Annotated in this window: 19 protein-coding genes; 15 read left to right on the forward strand and 4 right to left on the reverse strand. The window is 65.7% G+C overall.

Annotated elements, in window-relative coordinates; genetic code table 11:
- Positions 1-5: 5 nt before the first annotated feature.
- The 12 genes from IDF66_RS16400 (at position 6) to IDF66_RS16455 (ending at position 12,530) form a co-directional block, all read left to right on the forward strand.
- Positions 6-851: an SDR family NAD(P)-dependent oxidoreductase gene (locus IDF66_RS16400; protein ID WP_190267766.1), complete on the forward strand. Its 846-nt coding sequence runs from the start codon at positions 6-8 to the stop codon at positions 849-851.
- A 39-nt stretch (positions 852-890) separates the two neighbouring features.
- Positions 891-2,264, forward strand: a complete 1,374-nt coding sequence (locus IDF66_RS16405) for an aromatic ring-hydroxylating oxygenase subunit alpha (RefSeq protein WP_388000171.1) — start codon at positions 891-893, stop codon at positions 2,262-2,264.
- A 63-nt stretch (positions 2,265-2,327) separates the two neighbouring features.
- A complete protein-coding gene (locus tag IDF66_RS16410) occupies positions 2,328-4,163 on the forward strand; it encodes a flavin-containing monooxygenase (RefSeq protein WP_190267768.1) in 1,836 nt (611 codons plus the stop codon).
- Between the two features lie 39 nt (positions 4,164-4,202).
- Positions 4,203-5,138: an SDR family NAD(P)-dependent oxidoreductase gene (locus IDF66_RS16415; RefSeq protein WP_190267769.1), complete on the forward strand. Its 936-nt coding sequence runs from the start codon at positions 4,203-4,205 to the stop codon at positions 5,136-5,138.
- Complete coding sequence (locus IDF66_RS16420) at positions 5,119-6,825, forward strand: thiamine pyrophosphate-binding protein (RefSeq protein WP_190267770.1); 1,707 nt, start codon at positions 5,119-5,121, stop codon at positions 6,823-6,825. The genes IDF66_RS16415 and IDF66_RS16420 overlap by 20 nt, the downstream gene beginning before the upstream one ends.
- A gap of 36 nt (positions 6,826-6,861) precedes the next feature.
- Entirely contained in the window at positions 6,862-8,301 is a 1,440-nt protein-coding gene (locus IDF66_RS16425) for an aldehyde dehydrogenase family protein (RefSeq protein ID WP_190267771.1), read from the forward strand.
- Positions 8,298-8,849: a nuclear transport factor 2 family protein gene (locus IDF66_RS16430; protein WP_190267772.1), complete on the forward strand. Its 552-nt coding sequence runs from the start codon at positions 8,298-8,300 to the stop codon at positions 8,847-8,849. The genes IDF66_RS16425 and IDF66_RS16430 overlap by 4 nt, the downstream gene beginning before the upstream one ends.
- Positions 8,850-8,902: 53 nt before the next feature.
- Positions 8,903-9,733, forward strand: coding sequence for an SDR family NAD(P)-dependent oxidoreductase (locus IDF66_RS16435; RefSeq protein WP_317628734.1), 831 nt, complete (start codon positions 8,903-8,905; stop codon positions 9,731-9,733).
- A 33-nt stretch (positions 9,734-9,766) separates the two neighbouring features.
- Positions 9,767-10,327 carry a nuclear transport factor 2 family protein gene (locus IDF66_RS16440; RefSeq protein ID WP_164306882.1) on the forward strand — a complete coding sequence of 187 codons (561 nt, stop codon included), beginning with the start codon at positions 9,767-9,769 and terminating at the stop codon, positions 10,325-10,327.
- Positions 10,328-10,369: 42 nt separating this feature from the next.
- Positions 10,370-11,203: a TauD/TfdA dioxygenase family protein gene (locus tag IDF66_RS16445; RefSeq protein ID WP_190267774.1), complete on the forward strand. Its 834-nt coding sequence runs from the start codon at positions 10,370-10,372 to the stop codon at positions 11,201-11,203.
- Positions 11,200-11,943 carry an SDR family NAD(P)-dependent oxidoreductase gene (locus IDF66_RS16450; RefSeq protein WP_190267775.1) on the forward strand — a complete coding sequence of 248 codons (744 nt, stop codon included), beginning with the start codon at positions 11,200-11,202 and terminating at the stop codon, positions 11,941-11,943. Before IDF66_RS16445 ends, IDF66_RS16450 begins: the two co-directional genes overlap by 4 nt.
- A gap of 44 nt (positions 11,944-11,987) precedes the next feature.
- On the forward strand, positions 11,988-12,530 hold the full coding sequence (locus tag IDF66_RS16455; protein WP_223309713.1) for a carboxymuconolactone decarboxylase family protein: 543 nt from the start codon (positions 11,988-11,990) through the stop codon (positions 12,528-12,530).
- Between the two features lie 18 nt (positions 12,531-12,548).
- Here the strand turns inward: IDF66_RS16455 and IDF66_RS16460 are convergent, their stop codons facing one another.
- From IDF66_RS16460 to IDF66_RS16475, 4 genes are all read right to left on the reverse strand, one after another.
- Positions 12,549-13,310: an enoyl-CoA hydratase/isomerase family protein gene (locus IDF66_RS16460; RefSeq protein WP_190267777.1), complete on the reverse strand. Its 762-nt coding sequence runs from the start codon at positions 13,308-13,310 to the stop codon at positions 12,549-12,551.
- 101 nt (positions 13,311-13,411) lie between these two features.
- A complete protein-coding gene (locus IDF66_RS16465) occupies positions 13,412-14,683 on the reverse strand; it encodes an acetyl-CoA hydrolase/transferase family protein (protein WP_190267778.1) in 1,272 nt (423 codons plus the stop codon).
- A complete protein-coding gene (locus IDF66_RS16470; protein ID WP_190267779.1) occupies positions 14,680-15,573 on the reverse strand; it encodes an HpcH/HpaI aldolase/citrate lyase family protein in 894 nt (297 codons plus the stop codon). Before IDF66_RS16470 ends, IDF66_RS16465 begins: the two co-directional genes overlap by 4 nt.
- Positions 15,566-16,768, reverse strand: coding sequence for a CaiB/BaiF CoA transferase family protein (locus tag IDF66_RS16475; RefSeq protein WP_223309714.1), 1,203 nt, complete (start codon positions 16,766-16,768; stop codon positions 15,566-15,568). Before IDF66_RS16475 ends, IDF66_RS16470 begins: the two co-directional genes overlap by 8 nt.
- Positions 16,769-16,850: 82 nt before the next feature.
- Between IDF66_RS16475 and IDF66_RS16480 the strand changes: the two genes are divergently transcribed.
- From IDF66_RS16480 to acuI, 3 genes are all read left to right on the forward strand, one after another.
- Entirely contained in the window at positions 16,851-18,326 is a 1,476-nt protein-coding gene (locus IDF66_RS16480) for a class I adenylate-forming enzyme family protein (protein ID WP_190267780.1), read from the forward strand.
- Positions 18,323-19,102 (forward strand): SDR family NAD(P)-dependent oxidoreductase, encoded by a 780-nt coding sequence (locus IDF66_RS16485; RefSeq protein WP_317628735.1) that lies wholly within the window; start codon positions 18,323-18,325, stop codon positions 19,100-19,102. Before IDF66_RS16480 ends, IDF66_RS16485 begins: the two co-directional genes overlap by 4 nt.
- Positions 19,103-19,195: 93 nt before the next feature.
- The gene (gene acuI, locus IDF66_RS16490) at positions 19,196-20,185 is read left to right on the forward strand and encodes an acrylyl-CoA reductase (NADPH) (RefSeq protein ID WP_223309715.1); all 990 of its coding nucleotides are present in this window, start codon (positions 19,196-19,198) and stop codon (positions 20,183-20,185) included.
- The last annotated feature ends 13 nt before the right edge of the window (positions 20,186-20,198 follow it).

The following is a 20,198-nucleotide window of genomic DNA, read 5'->3' on the forward strand; positions in this document are numbered from 1 at the left end:
GCCGCATGGAGAACAACGTCGTCGGCCTGACCGGCCGGATCGTGATCGTCTCCGGCGCAGCGGGTGGTGGCATCGGCACCACGGTGACCAAGATGGTTGCCGAGGCAGGCGCAACCGTCATCGCGGTGAGCCGCTCAAAGGAGAATCTGGACACGCACATCACACCGCTTGTCGCAGAGGGCCTCTCGATCATCCCGGTGAGTGCCGACGCCTCCACCGACGAGGGCATCGCGGCGGTGATGGACCAGGTGCGCATCACCGACGGCACGCTGTACGGGCTGGTCAATGTCGCAGGAGGCGCGGCGCCGACCACCTGGATGCCCGCGACCCGGGTCACCCGCGAGGACTGGCGCGACCTGTTCACCCAGAACCTCGAGACGATGTTCTTCATGAGTCAGGCCGTTGCTGCCGAACTCAAGTCGCAGGGACTGCCGGGCTCGATCGTCTCGATCTCGTCGATCAGCGGTATGAACACGGCACCGTTCCACATCGGTTACGGCACCGCCAAGGCGGCCCTGGTCGCGGCGACGCGAACCATGGCCGTGGAATTGGCCATCGACGACATCCGGGTCAACGCCGTCGCACCCGGCGTGACCGCGACCCCCGCCTCGCTGATGTATGTCGACGACGACGCGGATCGTGATCGTCGCGCCATCGCCATGGGGCGTCGCGGCCGCCCCGAGGAGCAGGCCGGTGCCATCCTGTTCCTCCTGTCCGACCTCTCCAGCTACATCACCGGGCAAACCCTCCTCGTGGACGGCGGCCTGAATCTCAAATGGACCCACATGGGCGCCGATCACACCTCACTGTTCCTCAAGGATCAGTCATTCCGCGAAGCAATCACGCACTGAACCAACAATTTTCACCGGGAGAACGTCATGACTGACACAATCGACGACATCCAGGAAGCGGCCCGACAGTCCAACGGCGAGCCGCCGACGACCCCGCTGGAGATCGGTGTCGAGGCCTACATCTCGAAAGACTATCTCCGCGCAGAGCGGGACAAGCTGTGGAACAAGGTCTGGCAGCAGGTCGGCCGGGTCGAGGAGATCCCGAAGGTTGGCGACTTCCTCACCTACGAGATCATGGAGGACTCGTTCATCATCGCCCGCTCCTCCCCCGATACGATCAGCGCGTATCACAACGTCTGCTCACACCGTGGACGCCGCCTGGTGGACACCCCCGAGGGCAAACGAGAGGCAAAGGGCAAGTGCCGCACGTTTGTCTGCGGATTCCACGGCTGGACCTACGACCTCGAAGGCCGCAACACCTGGGCGGCCGAACGGGAGGACTGGCCGACGGGTCTGACCGAGGAGAAGACCCGCCTGCGCAACGTGCAGGTGGACACCTGGGGCGGCTGGATCTGGATCAACATGGATCCGGACTGCGAGCCGCTGCGCGATTACCTGGAGCCCGCGGCGAGTCTGCTCGATCCCTTCCAACTCGAGAACATGCGGTACCGCTGGCGCAAGTGGCTGGTCTTCGACTGCAACTGGAAGATCGCGCTCGAAGCCTTCATGGAGACCTACCACGTTCCCTACACGCACCCCGAATTCCGCGCCTATGGCACGTTCCTCGGCTGGTCCCGCGCGCAGGGCAAGCACAGCAACATCGGGTACGACGCGCCGAAGGGCATGGAAGACAACCAGGCCAAGCTACGCGTCGCCGATGGGCCCGACGCCCGGATCTCGACCATCGATCTGCAGAACTTCACGTGGGAGAACGCAAACACCAACACCACCCGCACCCTGGTGGACGCGGCTCAACGGCTGATCGATGAACTCCCCGAAGGGACACCGGCCAACGAAGTGCTCGCGCATTGGCTGACGTCGGCACGGCGCGACGACGCCGAACGGGGCGTGATCTGGCCGACCGTCGACAACGAAACCGTCTCCAAGAGCGGGACGGCCTGGCAGATCTTCCCCAATTTCCAGATCGGCCACGCGCTCAACAACATGCTCTGCTACAGCGCCCGACCGTACGGCGACGATCCCGACAAGTGCTACTTCGAGGCTGCCGTCTTCGAATTGTTCCCCGAAGGTGAAGAGCCGGAGACCGAGTGGGAGTTCACCCCAGAGGACGACCCGGGCTGGCGCACCGTGCTGCCCCAGGACTTCTCCAACATGGCCGCGGTCCAGAAGGGTGTGAAGTCGCAAGGCTTCTCGGGCGCCAAGCCCAATCCGTACCGGGAGCGCAGCATCGTCAACCTGCATCACAACCTGGCCAGGTACATGGGTACCGGCGCCCCCGAAGACCTCGCCTGAGACGCATCGCCTCCCCCTGATCACTCCGTCCCCTCACCAGCTGTACCGAAGCAAGGAATCATCATGCAGAACTGCGAACCCACGCAGACACCCGATGTCGACATCGCTTCTCTCCACGAGAAATATCTCCACGAGCGCGACAAGCGACTCCGTTCCGATGGTCAGGCTCAGTACCTCGAGGCGCAGGACGACTTCGCCGAGTTCTACGAGGGCGACCCGCATCTGCCGGTGGTACCGCGTCAGCCGATCACCGACGAGATCGACGTGGTGATCCTCGGGGGCGGATTCTGCGGTCTCATCACCGCGCATCGGCTCCAACAGGCAGGCGTCTCCGACTTCCGGATCATCGAACTCGGTGGCGACTTCGGTGGTGTCTGGTACTGGAACCGCTACCCGGGCATCCAGATCGACTCGGACGCCTACTGTTACCTGCCCCTGCTCGAAGAAACCGGCTTCATGCCGAAGGAGAAGTTCTCCAAGGGCGACGAGTGCTTCGATCACGCTCAGCGCATCGGGGAGCATTTCGGCCTGTACGACCATGCGCTGTTCCACACCCTGGTGACATCACTGGAGTGGGATGGCGAGATCAACCGGTGGCAGATCACCTCCAATCGCGGTGATGCGATCCGCGCCCGTTTCGTGATCATGTGCCAGGGTCCCTACAATCGGCCCAAGCTGCCCGGCATCCCCGGGATCAAGGACTTCAAGGGCCACACCTTCCACACCGCCCGCTGGGATTACGACTACACCGGCGGCGACCTGCACGGCGGCCTGGACAAGATCGGCGACAAGCGCATCGCGGTCATCGGCACGGGTTCCAGTGGTGTACAGGCGATCCCGCATCTCGCGCGTGGAGCCAAGCATCTCACCGTCTTCCAGCGCACACCGTCCTACATCTTCGAACGGGCCAACTACCCCACCGACCCGGAATGGGTACAGACCCTGGAACCGGGGTGGCGGGCCGCGCGGCAGCGGAACTTCCACAATGCGGCGTTCGCGTTCTACAACCCCGGTGAACCCGACCTCATCTGCGATGGTTGGACAGAGGTCGCTCGCAACATGGCGGCAAAACTCAACGCGACCGAGAACTACGAGGGCTGGGCCGCACTTGCCGATCCGGCGAAGTTCATGGAACTCAAGGAGATCGAGGACTATCGCGCGATGGAGCGGCTCCGCCGGCGAGTGGAGCAGATCGTCGAGGATCCGGAGACAGCGGAGAAGCTGAAACCCTACTACCGCAACATGTGCAAGCGGCCCGTGTTCAACGACGAATACCTGCCGACGTTCAATCGTCCGAACGTGACCCTCGTCGACGTCTCGGAGACCAAGGGGGTCGAGCGGATCACGGAGAAGGGCGTCGTCGCCAATGGTGTCGAGTACGAGGTCGATTGCATCGTATTCGCCAGCGGCTTCGAGATCACCACTGCACTGGATCGGCAGTTCGACATCAAACCGTTCGCGGGCCGCGACGGGGTGTCACTGTATGACCACTGGGGCAAGGGCTTCCGCACTCTGCACGGAGTGATGGCGCACGGATTCCCCAACCATTTCGCCACCGGATTCGTTCAAGGCGGCGTCACCGCATCCACCACACTGATGTTCGAGCAGCAGGCCGATCACATCTCCTACATCATCGGTGAGGCTCTGCGCCGCGACGCCACCTACGTCGAGCCCACCTCGGAGGCCGAGGAGGGTTGGGTGCAGACCATCCGCGAGTTCTCCGTGGACAACAGCACCTTCACCATGGAGTGCACCCCCGGCTATTACAACAGCGAGGGTGAGCCGAACGGACGTTCGTTCTTGGGTGACCCGTTCTGGGGCGGCTTCTACGAACTGAGCGATCGGCTGCAGGCGTGGCGCGACACCGGCGAACTGGAAGGGCTGGTGCTGGAGAAGTGATGCGCGAACGTCACACGCACCGTCAGTGCGGGGCCATCGATGTCTGAGCTCAGATTCGACAACCGGGTCGCGGTGATCACCGGCGCGGGACGTGGCCTCGGGCGGTCCTATGCTCTGCTGCTGGCAGCCCGTGGCGCCAAGGTCGTCGTCAACGACCCCGGCAGCAGCATCAGCGGTGAGGACACCGACATCGGTCCCGCGGCCGACGTGGTCCGGGAGATCCGGGACATGGGCGGCGAGGCCATCGCGTGCACCGAGTCGGTGGCCACCGCCGACGGCGGACGCGCCATCATCGATTCGGCGGTGGAGGGTTTCGGCCGGATCGACATCCTCGTGCACAACGCAGGCAACAACCGCTATGCCTCGTTGTCGGAGATGAGCTACGAGGACTTCGATGCCGTCCTCGATGTACATCTCCGCGGTGCCTTCCATGTGGTGCGACCGGCATTCCCACTGATGTGCGAAGCCGGTTACGGCCGCGTGGTGCTGACATCGTCGATCGGCGGCATCTACGGCAACAAGAGCGTCGCCAACTACGGCGCAGCCAAGGCCGGGATCATCGGCCTCTCCAATGTCGCGGCGCTGGAGGGCCACGAACACGGGGTGCTGTCGAATGTCATCGTCCCGGCTGCCCTGACGCGGCTGGCCGAAGGACTCGACACCTCCGCCTATCCGCCGATGGGACCAGAGCTGACCGCACCCGCAGTGGGTTGGCTCGCCCACGAATCCTGTTCGGTCACCGGCGAGATGCTGGTGTCGATAGCCGGACGAGTGGCCCGCGCCTACATCGCCGAGACCGAGGGCGTGTACCAGTCCTCGTGGTCCATCGACGACGTCGGCGAACGCATCGACGAAATCCGCGACACCACCAATTCATGGCTCTTGCCGGTAGTCCCGTCAGGCCATGTCGACCACATCACCAAGAGTTTCGCACTAGCGACGGAGGGCAGCGCGCGTGTCAGTCAAGGTCTATGAACGAATTCTCGACCTCTTCGAGGCCGAGGGCATCAACACGATGTTCGGTATCCCGGACCCCAATTTCGTCCACCTGTTCCACACAGCCGAGGAGCGGGGCTGGAATGTGGTCGCCCCGCACCATGAGGAGACCGCGGGTTTCATGGCCGAGGCGGTCTCGCGGATGACCGGCAAGGCCGCGGTCTGCATCGGCACCCTGGGACCGGGTATCGCGAACATGGCCGGCGCCGTCATGTGCGCCATGGTCGAGAACTCACCCGTCATCTTCCTCGGCGGGCAACGGGCCCGGATCACCGAACAGCGCGTTCGCCGCGGACGGATTCAGTTCGTCCAGCAGTCCGGGCTCATCGAGCCCGCCGTGAAGTACAGCGCCAGTATCGAATACGCCGATCAGACCGACGAGATCATCCGCGAGGGTCTCCGCAAGGCGCTGTCGGGCACACCGGGTCCGGTCTACATCGAGTACCCCTCACACGTGATCCAGGAAGAACTGGATGTGCCGCCTGCCTTGCCTCCCAGCAGGTACCGGCTGGTCGGACAGACCGCAGGTCAGGACAAGGTCGACGAGGCCGCACGCCTGATCACTGCTGCCAAGCAGCCCATCCTGCTCATCGGCCACGGCGTCCACACGGCTCGCGCCGGCGCGTCGGTGAAGGAACTCGCAGACCTGATGGCGTGCCCGGTGATCCAGACCTCCGGCGGCACGTCCTATATCGAAGGACTGGAGGACCGCACCTTCCCATACGGCTTCTCCAAGGCGGCCGTCGAGGCGGTCGTCACGTCAGATCTGTGCCTTGCCATCGGCACCGAACTCGGCGAGCCGGTGCACTTCGGCAAGGGCAGGCACTGGGTCGACGGCGAGGCCGAACGCAGTTGGCTGCTGATCGAGCAGGACCCGGCCGCGATCGGGGTCAATCGTCCCATCGACGTGCCCTTGGTCGGAGATCTCCGTGCCGTGGTGCCGCAGCTCGTCGAGGCCCTGAAGGATTCGCCGCGCACGGCGACCCCGGAACTCAAGCGCTGGATCTCCGACGACGCGGCGCAGTTGGCCGAACTCGCCGAGACCGCACCATCGGGAGCGAGCCCCGTGCATCCCGCGCGACTGATCGTGGAGGCGACGAAGGATTTCCCTGCCGACGGGATCATGGTGCGCGACGGCGGCGCGACGACCATCTTCGGCTGGACCTACTCGCAGGCCAAACCGCATGACGTCATGTGGAATCAGAACTTCGGGCACCTCGGGACAGGGCTGCCGTACGCGGTCGGAGCAGGCGTCGCCGACGGCGGGAAGCGTCCGATGATGCTGATCACCGGTGACTCGTCGTTCCAGTTCCACATCTCCGAGTTGGAAACTGCTGCGCGCCTGAATCTGCCGCTCGTCTGCGTCGTCGCTGTCGACTACGCGTGGGGACTCGAGGTGGGCGTCTACAAGCGCACCTACGGTCAGGGTTCCCGGGAGACCGGCGTCCACTGGAGCGAGGCCACCCGACTCGACAAGGTCGCCGAAGGGTTCGGATGCTACGGCGAATACGTCGAGAAGGACGAAGACATCGCACCGGCCATCAAGCGCGCGTTCGCCAGTGGCAAGCCAGGCGTCATCCACGTCGCCGTCGACCCGAAGGCGAACTCCGAGGAGATGCCGAGCTACGACGAGTTCCGCACGTGGTACGCCGAGGGCCAGCAGTAGTACTTCCCGTTGCACGAAAAGAGAATTGGGGCTGTCATGCGTGAGTATCGCAAGTTCTACATCGGTGGCCGGTGGGTCGACTCCGCACAGTCGGCGACCTTCGACGTCATCAACCCCGCAACCGAAGAGGTGTGCGGCACCGTGGCATCGGGTTCGGCGGCAGATGTCGACAAGGCGGTGGCCGCCGCCCGGCAGGCATTCGGCGCCTGGTCGGCGAGCACCGTCGCGGAGCGTGTCGAACTGCTGACGAACATCTCCGCCGAATACCAGAACCGCAGTGGCGATCTCGCCGCTGCACTGACCGAGGAGATGGGCGCGCCGACCGCACTGGCCAACGGCTTCCAGGTCGGTCTGGGTGCGGGCCACCTCGGGACCGCGATCGAAGCACTGCAGAACTTCACCTTCGAAGAGCAGCGTGGTGAATCGCTGGTCGTCAAAGAACCAATCGGTGTCTGTGCACTGATCACACCGTGGAACTGGCCGATGAACCAGATCGCCGTGAAGGTCTTCCCGGCATTGGCGACCGGCTGCACGATGGTCCTCAAGCCGTCGGAGAGATCTCCGTTCACCGGTCAGGTCTTCACCGAGATCCTGGACGCTGCCGGAGTTCCGGCGGGTGTCTTCAACCTCGTCCAGGGCGACGGACCGAGTGTCGGGGTACCGCTGTCGGGGCATCCGGACGTCGACATGGTCTCCTTCACCGGTTCCACCCGCGCCGGCATCGACATCGCCAAGAACGCCGCGGCCGGCGTCAAGCGGGTCACCCAGGAACTCGGCGGCAAAGGACCCAACATCGTCCTCGACGATGCGGATTTCGCCGAGAACGTCTCGAAGGGCGTCGTCACCATGATGCTCAACTCGGGGCAGACCTGCAGTGCCCCGTCGCGCATGCTGGTGCCCAACGCCCGCATGGAGGAAGCGATCACAGCAGCGAAGGACGCCGCACCGTCGGTCACCGTCGGAGATCCGACCGGCGACTACTCGATCGGACCGGTGGTGTCGGAATCGCAGTTCGACAAGATCCAGGGCCTCATCCAACAGGGCATCGACGACGGCGCGACCCTGGTGACCGGTGGTCCCGGACGACCCGAGGGCCTCACGAAGGGCTTCTACGTGCAGCCGACGGTGTTCGCCGATGTCAAGAACGACATGGCGATCGCCCGTGAGGAGATCTTCGGCCCGGTGCTGACGATCCTCGGCTACGAGGACATCGACCACGCGATCGACATCGCCAACGACACCGAGTACGGACTCGCAGGTTTCGTCGCAGGCGCCGACCTCGACGAGGCGCGATCGGTTGCCCGCCGAATCCGCGCAGGCTCGGTGGCCATCAACGATGCGTTCGACTTCTGCGCACCGTTCGGCGGGTACAAGAAGAGCGGCAACGGTCGCGAATGGGGCGAGTTCGGCTTCGACGACTACCTGGAGATCAAGGGCATCCTCGGTTACAGCCCGACACCGGGTGACAGCGAATGACGTTCGGGCCGAGAGATGTCCAGACACTGCTCGATCACGAACAGATCCGCGCGGGTATCGCTGGGGTCGCCCGGGGTGAGGACCGGCGAGATGCCGACCTGATCCGGGCGTCCTTCTGGCCGGACGCCGCCATGGATTTCGGGATCTTCGCCGGAGATCTGGACGCCTACCTGGATTGGGTCGTACCCGGATCCCCAGCGGTACCGGTGACCCAGCACGCACTCGGCCAGAGCGTGATCTCGCTCGACGGTGCCACCGCGTTGGCCGAGACCCACGTCACGGCCTACCACCGGGTGGATTTCGGTGCCGAGGAGCACGACGTCGTCCTCGGTGGCCGCTATCTCGATCGCCTGGAGCGCCGGGACGATGAATGGCGAATCGCCGCGCGCACCATGCTCTACGACTGGTCTCGCGATCTCGGGGTCGCGGCGGACTGGTCCGCGGGGCTGATGGGCGAGCCATTCCGGGGTGATCACTACACCGGCAAGGCCAACGGCGATCACAGCGAATCCTTCTTCGGCGCCTCACGCGTCGCAGGACAGCGGTAGGAACGCACGTGAGGTCGTCGGAACCGAGGTCGCTGTCGGGCAGGGTGGCCGTCGTGACCGGGGCCAGCCGCGGCATCGGCAAGGGCATCGCCCTGGCCCTTGCCGACGAGGGTGCCACCGTCTACGTGACCGGCCGCACCCTGACCCCGGACACGCACGAGCTGCCCGGCACCATCGGCGAGACGGCGGCGCTGTGCGATCGCCGCGGCGGGAAGGGCATCCCCGTGCAGGTCGACCACGGCGACGACGACGATGTCGCAGCCCTGTTCGATCGGATCGAGCGCGAGCAGGGCCGCCTCGACATCCTCGTCAACAACGCCTTCGCCCTGCCGGACGACCTCACCGACCCTGAGCAGTTCTGGCGCAAACCACTCGCCGACTGGGAGATGGTGGACGTCGGGGTGCGGTCGAACTTCGTGTGCGCGTGGCACTCAGCACGGATCATGGTCCCGCAGAGGTCGGGTCTCATCGTCGCGATCTCCGGCTATACCGGTGTCGCGTACACCTATGGCGTGATCTTCGGGACCGCAAAGTCTGCCGTCGACCGCATGGCACGCGACATGGCGGTCGAACTGAAAGATCATGGTGTCGCCTCGATCTCGCTGTGGCAGGGTCTCACGTTCACCGAGCGCGCCCAACGCAATCTGGCCGCCATCGAGGGACTGGAGGCAGACGCCGCCACGCAGCCTGCCCACGGCTGTTCACCAGAGTTCCCCGGCCGGGTGATCGCGGCACTGGCCGCAGACGACGCCGTCATGAGTCGCAGCGGTGGAACGTTCATCACCGCCGAACTCGCTGACGACTACGGGATCACGGACATCGACGGACGGTCCATCCCCTCGCTGCGGGCCACCCGCGGCGAGCCGATCTGGGCCCCTGTCTGAGCAAGCAGCACCACACGAACGGAGCCAACAACGATGAGTACGACGGTATCCGCGGAGTCGCTCACCCGACTCGACGAACTGTTGGATCGCCAGGACATCATGGATGTCATGACCCGGTTCAGCCGTGGGATGGACCGATTCGATCGCGATGCGTTCCTGTCGGCCTTCCATCCCGACGCAACGATCGCCGCGGGAGATTTCGTCGGAGGCCCGGTCGACCTCTACGAGTGGTCCGTCCCGATGCACGAACAAGGCCAGCTCGCGACGCACCACAATCTGTTGAACCACACCTGCGACATCACCGGCGATGTCGCCCATACCGAGACGTACTACCTGTTCGTCGGCCGAAACCGCGACGACAGCAACTGGATCGCAGGCGGACGCTATATCGACCGACTCGAGCGGCGCGACGGGCAATGGAAGATCGCGTTGCGTACCAACGCGATCGAGTGGTCGGGCATGGTTCCCACGATGGCCATCCCGTTCGCCGACGTCCCCGACATCAATGTCAACGGCGCCCCGTCCCGCAGTCCGGACGACCCGTCTTACACCCGGCCCCTGACCAACAAGCGCACAGCGAACATCCCCGGCTGACACCAGGGAACCACGCGACACCCGACAGTAGGAGGATCACCCATGAGCACGATCAGAACCGAACGGCTCTCGGAGAACGTCGGCGCAAAGGTGCTCGACGTCGATGCCGGCCGACTCAGCAGTGACGCCGATCTACCGGGCACGATCGCAGAGGCACTCGAGAACTCGGGGGTCCTGCTGTTCCCCGAGTTGAACGCGAGCGACGAGGTCTTGGTCGAGTTCTGCCGCAAGCTCGGCACCTTGATCAACTTCTCGCACCTGCCACCGGAGACGGAGGAGGTGATGGAGATCAGCTTCAATCCGTCCAACCCGAATGCCGCCTATCTCCGGAGCAACGAGTTCTGGCATATCGACGGCCTCCTCGACGAGATCGCGCCCAAGTCGTCCATCCTGACCGCGAGGGTCACCTCGGCCGAGGGCGGGGAGACGGAGTTCGCCAGCACCTACGCGGCCTACGACAACCTCACAGAGAGCGAGAAGGAGCGGTTCGCCCAGCTCAGGGTCGTCCACACCTTCGACGCCGTTCAGCGGATGACCTACACCGACCCGACGCCGGAGCAGTTGGAGGACTGGGCAACTCGCACGGTCCGCGAACACCCCTTGGTGTGGGAACACGATTCCGGCCGTCGCTCACTGGTGCTCGGCGCGACGGCGTCGCATATCGCCGGGATGGACATCGACGAGGGAAAGGCGCTGTTGTCCGAACTGCGCGACCGCATCACCGGACCGGGAAAGGTCTGCAGCCACAGCTGGACCGAGGGCGACACCGTCTTCTGGGACAACACCGGCCTGGTCCACCGGGTCCGCGAGTTCGACCGGGACAAGCCCCGGATCATGCACCGCATCACCGTCGCAGGCGAGGAGAAGATCAAATGAGTGGTCGTACGGCAATTGTCACCGGTGGCGCATCGGGAATCGGTGGTGCCATCAGTACGCGACTCGCATCCGGCAACGACCAGGTCGCGATCTTCGATGTCAACGGCGAGGCCGCCGAAGCGGCCGCCCGGGCGATCGAGGATGCCGGCGGCAAGGCGATCGGTCTGGCGGTCGACGTGACCGACCGTGCCCAGATCGACGCGGGCGTCGAGGAGGTGCGCGGCCGGCTCGGCCGCCCGACCGTACTCGTCAACAGCGCAGGTGCCACGCTGGCGACCCCGTTCCTCGAGATCACCAAGGAGCGCTGGGACGGCGCACTGGCGATCAACCTCACCGGCACGTTCGACTGCTGTCAGGCGGTGATCCCGGACATGCTCGAGGAGGGCTGGGGCCGCATCGTGAACATCTCGTCGTCGAGCGTGCACAGCGGATCGCCCGGATTGGCCGGCTACGTGACCGCGAAGTCCGGAGTGGTGGGGCTGACAAAGGTTCTCGCGCTGGAGTTCGGCCGGCGTGGGATCACCGTCAACACGATCCCGCCCGGCTTCATCGACACCCCGATGCTGCGCAAGACCGTCGATTCGGGGATGGTCGACGTGGACGCCCAGATCGGCAAGACACCGGTGGGACGCATCGGGCAGCCCGAGGACGTGGCCGCGACATGCGCGTTCCTCGTCAGCGAGGAGGCCGGTTACATCACCGGCCAGATCATCGGGGTCAACGGCGGGCGCAACACGTGAACGATCGGATAAGTCCTGCGCCACAGGCAGATTGGTCACCGGAGATGCGGGACTTCGTGAACGGGTTCCGGTCGTCGGTCGCGAGCGCGGGTCCCGATCACGAGCGGCAGGCAGGCGACAATCTGCTCGGCACTCTCGCCCGCTACCCCACCCTGGCGATGGCGTTCCTGTCCTTCAACAAACATCTGCTGGCCGGCTCCGCGTTGTCGGCGCGACAACGTGAACTGCTCATCCTGCGGGTCGCACACCTGCGCCAGGCCGAATACGAGTGGGCCCAGCACGTGATCCTCGCCGGCCGGGCGGGGGTGACGGGCGACGAGATCGAACGGGTGGCCGATGGGCCCGCGGCGGCCGGATGGTCGCCTGCGGACCGAGCCCTGGTGGCATCGGTCGATCAACTGCTGGACGAGGGGACGATCCGCGACGAGACGTGGACCGCGCTCGCACGCGACATGGATGAGCAGCAGCTCATGGACGTGGTCTTCACCGTCGGCTGCTACGCCATGCTGGCGATGGCGTTGCGGTCATTCGGGATCCAGCCCGAACCCGGTCTCGTGCCGTTCCTGCCCCGAGACCACGCGCGGTAGCGGCCGGGATCGCGGTCCTCAGTGCCCCTGCCATCGAGGAGTCCGTTTCGCGGCGAACGCGGCGGGCCCCTCCTGGGCGTCCTCGCTGCGGTAGCAGACCTCCGACGCTGCTCGCGCTGCCTGCAATGCCGCCGATCGTCCCATCTCCGTGGACAGCATGACGGTCTCACGCGCGGCGCGGACCGAGAGCGGAGCACCCACGAGGATCTCGCGCGCGAGTCCGACCGCCGAGTCCAGCAGGTCGTGCGGCTCGGCGATCCTGTTGACCAACCCGATCTCGTAGGCACGCTGCGCACTGATGGGTTTGCCGGTCAGAAGAATCTCCATCATGATCCGTTGCGGGATCATGTGGATCAGCGGCGACGCCCACGGCGAGCTCCGCCCCACCTTCACCTCGGTCACCGCGAACTTCGCCCTGCTGCTGGCCACACAGAGGTCGCACGCCTGCGCGATCATCCAGCCCCCGGCGAACGCGGCGCCGTTGACCGCCGCGATGGTCGGCTTGGTCAACTCCACCGTGTCGTAGGGCAGGGCGAACATGTCTCGAGGCGGAACCTGCATGCCGGTCGCGACCATTTCTTTGAGATCGCCTCCGGCACAGAAGCTCTCCCCGGCGCCGGTGAGCACGGCAACACGTAGGTCGTCGGAGTTCTCGAATCGATCCCACGCCTGCGCCAGTCCGTCACGGACGTCCTCGGACAGACAATTCCGGGTGTCCGGCCGGTTCAGCGTGATGATCGCGATCCCATCGTCGACATCGAACAGGACGGCGTCGCTCATCGGGACCTGCCTCTCGCCTGGGACGTATCTCTCAATTCTGCTGCGGGAGATCGGCGGACCATCGAGCCGCCGCGATCGCAACGGGAATCGGGTGCCACTCCCTAGAACCTTCGCTGCTGGATCGGATGGGCGGCCCGCGCCAGGTCTTCCTGGAAGTCCGGGTGGGCGATGGCGATCAGGCGCCGGGTGCGCTCGGCGATGTTCTGCCCGCGGAGTTCGGCCGCGCCGAACTCGGTGACCACCACGTCCACCTCGCTGCGGGCCGTCGTCACCGGGCCCGACAACTGTGCGGTGATCCGGCTGACGGTGCCGCCCTTCGCGGTCGATGGCAGCGCCATGATCGCGCGCCCCCCTGCCGATCGCGCGCCTGCCCGCACGAAGTCGACCTGTCCGCCGGTACCACCGAGGTAGGCCGCGCCGCTCTGCTCGGCATTCACCTGCCCGGTGAGGTCGACCTCCACCGCCGAGTTGATGGTGACGAGATCATCGAGATCGGACATCACCCCGGCGTCATGCGTGTACGCAGTGGCGCACATCCTCATCTCCGGGTTCCGGTGGGCGAAGTCGTAGAGCCGAGTCGTCCCGATCAGCGCACCGGTGATCGTCACGCCGCGATCGATCCGCTTGCGCGCGTTGGTGACCGCACCCGCCTCCACGAGATCGACCAGCCCGTCGCCGACCATCCCGGAATGCACACCGAGGTCGGTGCGGTCGACGAGCAGTTGAAGCATCGCATCGGGAACGGCTCCGACCCCCATCTGGATGACCGACCCGTCGTCGATGTAGGCGGCCGAGTATGCGGCGATCGCGCGATCGGTCTCGCTGATCGTCGCCGGGCTCACCTGTACCGGCGGGCGCGAGACATGGACCGCGTGATCGATCTTCGACGCAGGCAGGAGTTCGCCGAGCGTGTAGGGCACCTGGTCGTTGACCTCCGCGACCACGACGCGCGCCTTGTCGACGGCGGCTCGCACATAGTCGCTGATCAGCCCGAAACTATGGTCTCCGTTGGCATCTGACGGACTGACCTGCACAAATGCGACATCGCATCGCAGATGTCCCGCGGTGATCATCGGGGCGACCTGGCTGACATGACATGGGATGACGTCCAAGGCGTTGGCCTTGCTCATCGACCGCAGGGTCCCGATCGCCCCCATACTCGACAGTGAGACGGATGCGGCCGACTCCGGGGTCAGCGTGCCGGAGAAACTCGTCGCGACGAAGGCCGAGAGGCCCCCGATGTCGCGGCCCTGAGCGACGAGCCCTTCGAGCAGGGTGGTCGGCTCGCCGCATGCCTGGCCGATGACGATGCTGTCTCCCGACCGCAGAATGCTTGTCAGATCGAGGTTCTGGGCCTCGGTCACCACCGTCATGGACGCCGTCCCGCCGCGAGGAGGGCCTCGGCGCGGGCCAGATGCGGACGGTCGAGCATCGCGCCGCGATATCCGATCGCCCCCACTCCGGGATTCGACGCGAACAGATCGACGATCTCCTGAGCCGCCTCGAGTTCACTCACCGAGGGCGAGAAGGCCTCGTTGATCACCTCGACCTGCGCCGGATGGATGGCCAGCATCCCGAGATAGCCGTCGCGGCGGACCTGCTCCGCCCGCGTCCGCAGGCCGTCGAGATCTGTGAAATCGCCCTGGATGGTCTCGATGGGCGCCACCCCGGCGGCCGACGCACCGAGCAGGCAGAGACTTCGCGCGAGCTGATAGGTGAACGCGTAGCCGCCGTCGGGGTCCCGGTTCTCACTCGCGCCGACGGCATCCGCGAGATCCTCTGCGCCCCAGGTCAAGGCAATCACCCGCGGCGCTCCCCGATAGTCGCCGGTGGTGAACATCGCCTCGGCGGTCTCGGTGACCAGGACGATGACCTTGGTCGATCCGAGTTCGATGCCGGACGCCACCTCCAACGCGGACAGGTAGTGATCGAGGAGCTCGACGTCGCCGCGGCCGCGCGCCTTCGGCAGCATGATCCCACCCGGCCGGGACGGCATGACCGCCGCCAGATCGGCCAGCGTGTGTGGCCCGTCGAGCGGATTGACCCGCACCCACAGACGCCGTCGCCCGGACTCCGGGATGTCGGAGAGGAATGCGGAGATCAACCGTCGCGATGTGGGCTTCTCGTCCTCGGCGACAGCATCTTCCAGATCGAAGATCACCATGTCTGCCGGGCCTGCGGTCGCCTTGGCCATCTTCTTCTCGCTGTCGCCCGGGGCGAACAGCCACGAGCGGACCCGCATCTCTCCCCCGATCTCAGGCATCGTTCTCCCCTCGCACACCAGATCGGAGCCGGATCTCGTCGAGCACCTCGTCGGTGTCGGCACCGAGTCGCGGAGCCGGGCCCGACACCTTTCCCGGGGTGCGCGAGAACCAGGCCGGAGACCCCGGGAAACGCACTGTCCCATTTGGGGTTTCCACATCCTCGAAGAATCCGACCGCATTCAGGTGATCGTTGTCGAAGAGGTCGTCGAGACTGTTGACCGGAGCTGCCGGGATGTCGAGCGACCGAAGCAGGTCCAGCCATTCCTGCGTGGTGCGCTCGGCGAAGGTCTCCCCCAGCAACGCATAGACGGTGTCGATCTGAGCCGCCCGCTGCGCCAGGGTCGCGAAATGGTCGCCGGCCCACGGCGGGTTGACCGCATCGACGAACACCGACCACTGCTTGTCGTTGTACACCAGCGCGGAGATGTGACCGTCCTTGGTGCGATAGGGCTTTCGATTCGGGGCGACCGCCCGGGGATAGGCCGCCGGCCCGAGGGGCGGATCGAACATGGCACCGTTCGCGTGCTCGACGAGCATGAACGACGCCATCGTCTCGAACATGCTGACCTCGACCTCTTGGCCGTCGCCGGTCCGCTCGCGATGGAAGAGTGCCATCATCGTCGCGTACAACGCGGTCATGCCTGCGACCTTGTCGGCCATGATGGTGCCGACGTAGCCGACCTCCCCGGTGAGCTGTTGCTGCACAAAGGGCAACCCACACTCGGCCTGGATGGTGTCGTCGTAGGCCGTCCGATCCGCGTCGGGGCCGCGACGACCGTATCCGTAACAGTTGGTGTAGACGATCGACGAGTTGATCGCGACGACCTCGTCGTAGCCGAAGCCGAGCCGCTTGATCGCGGTGCCCCGCATCGAGTGGATGAACACATCGGCGTCTGCGATCAGTTCGCGCAGTGCCGCTTTTCCGTCCGATGAGCGCAGATCGATGACCACGCTGCGCTTTCCGCGGTTCACATTCACGAAGACCCCAGCCATCGCCTGCTCCGGACCCACCGAGATGTAGCGGGTGTTGTCGCCCGCGGGAGGCTCGATCTTCACCACGTCCGCACCCATGTCTGCCATGATCTGCGTGCAATAGGGGCCCATCACCATGGCCGTCAGATCGACAACCCGCACCCCCGACAGCGGACCGGTGTGCTCCGGCCGCCTGCCGTCCCCCATGTGTTCGCCAGCCATCACCGGACAGAAACTATCAGATCAATGTTTACAAGGATAGTGGTATTAGTAGCGGGTGGAGAATTTCAAGACGATAGGTGAAGTGCTGGACCCCACCCTCTCGTCGAATCCGGAATCCCCGGCTGTCGAGGCGGTGTCCGGGGTGTGGTCGTACGCCGAACTCGATCAGCAGGCACGTCGCGTCGCGGGTGCACTCTGGTCACTCGGGGTACGGCCCGGAGACCGTGTCGCCGCATGTCTGCCCAATGATCTCGACATCGTCGCGGCCTTCCACGGCACTCAGCGGATCGGCGCGATCTGGGCAGGCATCGGGGAGGCGCTGTCCGAGGACGAGCAGGACGACGTCCGGGAACTCTGCCGGCCGTCGGTGATCCTGGCGGGCGAGAGGTGCCGCCTGGCCTCCCCCGAGGTCCTCGACGCCGGGCGATGGTCCGATCTCCTGGACCGGGACGAGACGGCACCGACGGTGGACGTCGACATCGACGCACCCGCCGGTATCGCGTTCACGAGCGGAACGTCCGGACGACCCAAGGCAGTGGTGCACAGCCAGCGCAATCTGTTGCTCCCGGGCGCCGCACTGCGGGCCGGGCGTGGATACGACCGGACGCTGCGCAAGGGCGACAGCTTCCCGCTCACCATCCTCAATCTGATGGTGCTGTCCACCCTGCTGACCGCCCAGTGCGGTGGCTGCGCCGTGGTGATGAACCGCCGCGACGTCGACGGCGTCGCCGAGTGGATCGCCGGTCGGGGGGTCACCGTGTGGAACGGCGCCCCGGCACAGCTCTATGACCTGGCCAGACGTCCGCACATCGATCTGGGTTCGCTCGAGGAGGTATGGAGCGGCGGCAGCGACACCTCCGACGAACTGCGCGCCGACTTCGCCGCAGCCCACGGGATCATGCCCCGGGCGACCTACGGCCTCACCGAGGCGCCCGCAGTCGTGTCGATCGATCCGGTGGGCGAGGACTGGCGGGCCGGGGCGAGCGGGCAGGTGCTCGATCACTACGACGTCGCCGCCTACGACGACGACGGCAGGCGGTTGCCCACGGGCGAGCTCGGCGAACTGAAGGTCACCGGCCGCACCGACGGCCGGTGGGCGAATGCCTGGCGCCCGCTGCTGGGGTACTGGCAGCACGACGGTCTGCGTCCCGCCGAACCCGGACCGGTGCCGACCGGGGATATCGGAACCGTCGACGCCGACGGCTGGCTGACGGTGCTGGACCGCAAGAAACTGGTGATCATCAGGGGCGGCGCGAACGTGTATCCACTCGAGGTCGAACGCGTCATCGGATCCGACCCGGACGTCACCCGGGTGGCGGTGTACCCGGTGCCCGACGAACGCCTCGGCCAGCGGGTCGCCGCCGTGATCGAGAGCGAGGGGCGCAAGTCCGTCGACTTCGACTCGCTCGCCGAGCGCTGCCGAAAAGCCCTGTCCCCCTATAAGGTCCCGGAGATCTGGTCTCAGATCGATGCCCTGCCGGTCAACGCGATGGGTAAGGTCCAACGGACCGACCTGATCGACCTCGTCAAGAGGTCCACGAGCAGGAGCGACAGGTGACACCGCCCCCCGACCACCACCCCGCCGAGATGTTCGGCCTCGACGGCCGCGTGGCGATCGTGACCGGCGCGTCGTCGGGCCTCGGCACGGCCGTGGCGCAGGCGCTGGCCTCGGCCGGGGCGCGCGTCGCGGTGGTCGCCCGCCGTCGCGACCGACTGATCGAGATCGCCGAACGCATCGACGGCGTGCCCATCGCCTGCGACCTGTCCGATCTCGATCGGGTGGGAGACATCGTGTCGGAGGTCGCCGAGACCCTCGGGCCACCGGAGATCGTGGTCAATGCCGCGGGCAGCATGTTCACCGAGGAGCGGGCCGAGTCCGAACCCGTCGACGCCATCCGACACACCATGGAACTGAACCTGATGGCACCGTTCCTGCTGGCGCAGAACGTCTTCCCGCACATGCGGGCCATCGGACGCGGCTCGATCGTGAACATCTCGTCGATCAGCGGGCGGGTGGGCATACCCGGCATTCCCCAGGCGTCCTACGCGGCGAGCAAGGCCGGACTGTCGGGCCTGACCGCCGAACTGGCCGTCCAGTGGGCACGACATTCGATCCGGGTGAACACGGTGGCGCCGGGCTTCTTCCGGAGCGAGATCACCAGCCCGCTGTACGAGAGTGAGCGAGCCGCCGAGTACCTCCGGCGCAACACCCCGCTGCCCATGCAGGGATCGGCCGACGACATCGTCGGAGCCGTGGTCTGGCTGGCCGGAGATGCGGCAGCATATGTGACGGGACAGACCATCGTCGTCGACGGTGGCTGGACCGCACGTTGAAGAGAAATCGTCAACCAGTCAAGTATTGCTATCCTTATGAGGATTGACGTAACGTCGCCCTCAACGACTTTTCTCCCTGGGGAAGGAACGGCTTTGCAGAAGTTTTCGGCTGTTGTCATCGAGAAGGGCGAGTCCGGCCAGTCGGTCTCGGTCACGGACCTGGAGGCCTCCGACCTCCCCCAAGGTGACGTCGAGATCGAGGTGGACTACTCCTCGCTGAACTTCAAGGATGCGCTCGCGATCACCGGCAGCTCCCCCGTCGTCCGGTCATTTCCGATGGTGCCCGGCATCGACCTCGCGGGCACCGTTGCCGACAGTTCGCATCCGGATTGGTCCGCGGGAGATCGAGTGGTCCTGAACGGTTGGGGCGTCGGCGAGTCGCATTGGGGCGGCTTCGCCCAGCGCGCTCGACTCAAGGGAGACTGGCTGATCCCGTTGCCTGCGGAGTTCACCTCACGCCAGGCGATGGCGATCGGCACCGCCGGTTACACCGCCAGCCTCTGCGTCGAGGCATTGCTCGGCGGAGGCGTGCGGCCCGATCAGGGCGAGGTCCTCGTCACGGGGGCGACCGGCGGCGTGGGCAGCGTCGCGATCGCGTTGCTGACCAAGGCCGGTTTCTCCGTTGCCGCGTCCACCGGGAAGACCACCGAGTCGGCGTATCTCGAGCAGTTGGGGGCCACCACGATCGTCGATCGGGCCGAACTCGCGGAGAAGGGCAAGCCCCTGCAGAAGGAGCGCTGGGCCGGCGTCGTCGATTCCGTCGGCAGCCACACCCTGGCCAACGCCTGCGCACAGACCCGGTACGGCGGAGCGGTCGCAGCATGCGGCCTGGCGCAGGGTATGGACTTCCCGGCATCGGTCGCGCCGTTCATCCTGCGCGGCGTGTCCCTGCTGGGCATCGACAGTGTGATGGCACCCAGGCAGCGCCGTCTCACCGCGTGGAATCGATTGGCCCGCGACCTGAATCCCGATGCGCTGGAATCGATCGCGCACGAGGTGTCCCTCGCGGATGCGATCACCTCGGCGGGACAGCTCATGGACGGCACGATTCGCGGCCGAATCGTCGTCGACGTCAATCGATAGATCGGGGAGAACA

The organism is Gordonia hankookensis (assembly GCF_014673215.1).
Taxonomy (GTDB): Bacteria; Actinomycetota; Actinomycetes; order Mycobacteriales; family Mycobacteriaceae; genus Gordonia; species Gordonia hankookensis.